The sequence below is a fragment of the Methylomonas koyamae genome (genome assembly GCF_001644025.1).
GTDB classification, from domain to species: domain Bacteria; phylum Pseudomonadota; class Gammaproteobacteria; order Methylococcales; family Methylomonadaceae; genus Methylomonas; species Methylomonas koyamae_A.
Genome location: NZ_LUUK01000103.1, coordinates 1 through 3,967 on the forward strand (window position 1 = coordinate 1; position 3,967 = coordinate 3,967).

The window sequence follows — 3,967 nt, forward strand, 5'->3', positions numbered from 1 at the left end:
CGGCAAGCTGGCTTTGCTCGCCCGCCGCCAACCAATGCAAATTGGCGACCGGACGTTCGGCGTCTTCGATCATGCTCGACAATAATTGCCGAAATTGTTCATCCAGTTTTTGCACGGTGTCGGCATCAAAACGATCCCGCCAATAACCGTAGGCCAACCCCAGCGATTCGCCGATGCTGACATTCAAGGTTAACGGGAAATGGGTGGTATCGACATGCGAGGGCAAACCGAATTTCAGAGCGGCATCGACATTGCGCAACGCCGCATCGACCGGAAAGTTTTCGAACACCAGCAAGCTGTCGAACAAAGCCGTACCGGCATGTCCGGCCCAGCGTTGAATGTCGTACAGCGGGGTTTGCTCGTGTTCGCGCAAGGCCAGATTATCGTCCTGCAATTTTCGCAACCAATCGCCGATGGTTTGCGCCGCTTGGCCGCCGACAATCAGCGGCAGAGTGTTGATGAACAAACCCAGCATGTTATCGACGCCAGGCAAGTCCGCCGGACGGCCCGACACCGTCACGCCGAAAGCTACCGTTCCTTGGCCGCAATAGCGCTGCAACAAGAGTGCCCAAGCGCCTTGCAACAACGTATTCAAGGTGATGCGCTGGCGTTGCGCGAAGGCTTGCAAGCGCTGAGCGATCGCCGCATCCAGCCGCGTGCCGAAATTGCCGTGACCTGCTCCGTCGGCCCGACCCAGCGCGTTAGCCAATAATGTCGGCTCGTCCAGGTTCGCCAGACGCCGACACCAGAAACCTTCGCTATCGGCCGGATTTTTCAGTTGCAGCCAGGCAATGAAAGCCCGATAACGGCTGCCGATGTTGCGGTCGTTGCCGGCGTAGCTTTGCAGTACTTCGCCGAGCAATTGCGAGGTGCTCCAGCCGTCCAGCAGGATATGATGACTGGTCCAAATCCAGCGATAACGTTGCTCGGTCAACCGTACCAATACCAAGCGCAGCAACGGTGCTTGTGCCGGGTCGAAGCCGCGCGCGTGATCTTCAGCGGCCAATGCCGCCAACTCAGCTTCGGAAGCCGCGCGGCCACGCCAGTCAAGGATTTCCAACGGCAAGGCTGCCTGTTTATAAACCACTTGCAACGGCCGATCGGCCTCGCCGCGCCAGATGAAGGCGCTACGCAAGATGTCGTGGCGGATGATGGCCTTGCGCCAGGCGGCGGCAAAGCGCTCGACATCCAGACCCTCGATATCTAAAGTCATTTGATTGACGTACACCCCGGTTTCCGGCTCCAGCAGAGCATGAAACAAAATGCCTTGCTGCATCGGCGCCAGCGGATAAATGTCTTCGACGGACTGGATGGCAACCGGCAATGCGTCGATTTGCGGCTGACTCAGACCGGCCAATGGAAAATCGGCCGGCGTCGCGCCTTTGGCACCGCTCAGGCAATGCTCGACCAAAGTGTTCAATTCGTTGTGATACTCATCCAGGAAACTCTGCACCGTGGCGGTTCGGTATTGATTTTCGCTGTAACGCCAACGTAATTCCAGTTCGCCCGCCAATACTTGGGCATTGATTTCCAGCCAAAACGGCAGCGGCACGGCAGGGTCGCGGTCATCACCGGCGGTTTCCGGCGCCACCTCGAACAAAGCCTGCTCGGCGTCGAGTTGTCCGAAGTAATTGAAGCTGACTCGGGGTTGCGGCAAGGCCGCCAATTGCGCTTGCACCGCAGGCTCCGCCAAATATTTCAAGACACCGAAGCCCAAGCCGCCGCCCGGCACGCTGCGCAGTTGTTCCTTGACGGATTTGATCGCGGCGCCGGAATCGGCGATGGCCGACAGACAGACGGGATACACACTGGTGAACCAGCCGACGCTGCGACTGAGGTCGGTATCCTCGAACAGATCTTCGCGGCCATGGCTTTCCAGTTCTATTAAAACTCTGTCGCGGCCGCTCCAGCGACACAATACCCGCGCCAGCGCAGTCAACAACAGATCGTTGACCTGCGTGCGATACGCCGCCGGCGCCTGTTTTAACAGTTGCCGGGTGGTTTCGGCGGAAATCGTCAGGCACAGCGTGCGGGCATCGGCAAAACTGCCGACATCTTGCGGAAAATCGCGCGGTAATTCGTCGGCACCGGCCTCGGCCAATGCCAACCAATACGACAGTTGCCGGTTAAGCGCTACGCTGGCGGCATAATCTTGTAGGCGTTGCGTCCACTGTTTGAAACTGACGGTCTTAGCCGGCAAGGCCTGGTTGCCGTTATAAAGCGCTTGTAAATCCTCCAGCAAGATTCGCCAGGATACGCCGTCAACCACCAGATGATGCACCACCAGCAACAACCTTTGACTGCCGTCGGCAACGCGAATGGACACGGCCCGCAGCAACGGGCCGTTTTGCAAATCCAGGCTGCGCTGGGCCTGATTGGCGATACTTTCGACCTCGGTGCTGTCGCGAGCCTTGCGCCGCCATAGCAGGTCCGCGGCGATACCGGCCTCAAGATCGGCATAATATTGGCGCCAAGCGCCGTCTTCCAGGCTATAACGTAAACGCAGGCTATCGTGATGATTGATCAAGATTTGCAGCACTCGCTCCAGCTTGGTTTCGTCCAGCGGCTGGCGAGCTTGCAGCAGCAAGGACAAATTCCAGTGTCGGCGATTGGGAACATCATCCTGGAAAAATTGAGTTTGAATCGGCGACAACGCCGCCTCGCCAGTGACCGCGACCGCCATGGAATCAACCGAATGCAGCGCGGGTCGCGCGGCAGCCGCCAGACCTGAGACGGTTTGATGCAAAAATAGCTCCCTGGGCGTGAACAGCCAACCGGCCTCGCGGGCACGGCTAACCACCCGAATCGACTGAATCGAATCGCCTCCCAATTCGAAAAAATTATCGTCGATGCCGACCCGTTCCACGCCCAGCACTTCCCGCCAGATGTCGGTCAGCGCTCGCTCGGCCTCGGTTTGCGGCGCCCGAAAGCTTTGCCCCGTCGTCCATTCCGGTTTGGGCAAGGCCTTGCGGTCCAGCTTGCCGCTACTCAGGCGTGGCAATCGGTCGAGCAGAATGATTTGCGCCGGAATCATGTAGTCCGGCAGACGGCTTTGCAAATAGCGTTTCAAGTCATCCGCAGCCATTTCGCCGACGCCAACCGCATACACCAATAGCCGCTTGTCGCTGCCCTCGTCGTCGGCGAGGGCCACGGCTTCACTGACGGCGGGATGCGACAAGACCTGCGCTTCGATCTCGCCCAATTCGATACGGTAGCCGCGCAACTTAATCTGATGATCGCCGCGGCCGAAATAATCCACATTACCGTCGCTACGGAAACGTACCAAATCGCCGGTGCGGTATAGCCGGCCGCCGTCGGCGGCGAAAGGGTCGGGAATAAAGCGTTCGGCGCTCAAGTCGGGCCGGCCATGATAGCCTCGGGCCAGACAGGAGCCGCCTATGTACAGTTCGCCGATCGCGCCCGGCGGCAGCGGGTTCAGGTCTTTGTCCAATATATAAAGCGTACGTTCGCCGACGCCGGTCCCTATCGGCGCGTAGGCGGTCTCGCACGCGGTATTTTTGTGCGCTATCCACACCAGCGGCGTAATCAAGGTTTCGGTGGGGCCATAGCCGTTGACGATAGGCGCGTCGCCCACCATCCGGCGGATTTGCGCCAGATTTTCCTTGCTGACCGCTTCGCCACCCACCGAACAAGCCCGTAACGGCAGCGTAAGGCCTTGCTGTTCAGCCCAGCGGGCGATTTCGGTCAGATAAGCCGGCGGCATTTCAAACCAGCTAACGCCCTGTTCGATCAAGGTATGGTAGGCCTGCTCCGCGCCCCACATTTCATCTCGGATCACTAAGCGGCAACCGTTGATCAACGGTACCAGCCATTGTTCCATGGCGGCGTCGAAGGTGTAGGCGGCGAAATGCAAAGCCGTGTCTTGCTGTTTCATTTCATAACGTTCGGCAATGGCCAAACAATGTCGCACCAAAGCCCCATGAGCCACGGCCACGCACTTGGGTTG

1 protein-coding gene is annotated in these 3,967 nt (G+C 58.8%); it reads right to left on the minus strand.

The features are described from left to right. Window positions 1-3,955 (minus strand): condensation domain-containing protein (locus tag A1355_RS08595; RefSeq protein WP_331710117.1); only part of this gene is annotated, 3,955 nt, incomplete at its 3' end. Between the last annotated feature and the right edge of the window lie 12 nt (window positions 3,956-3,967).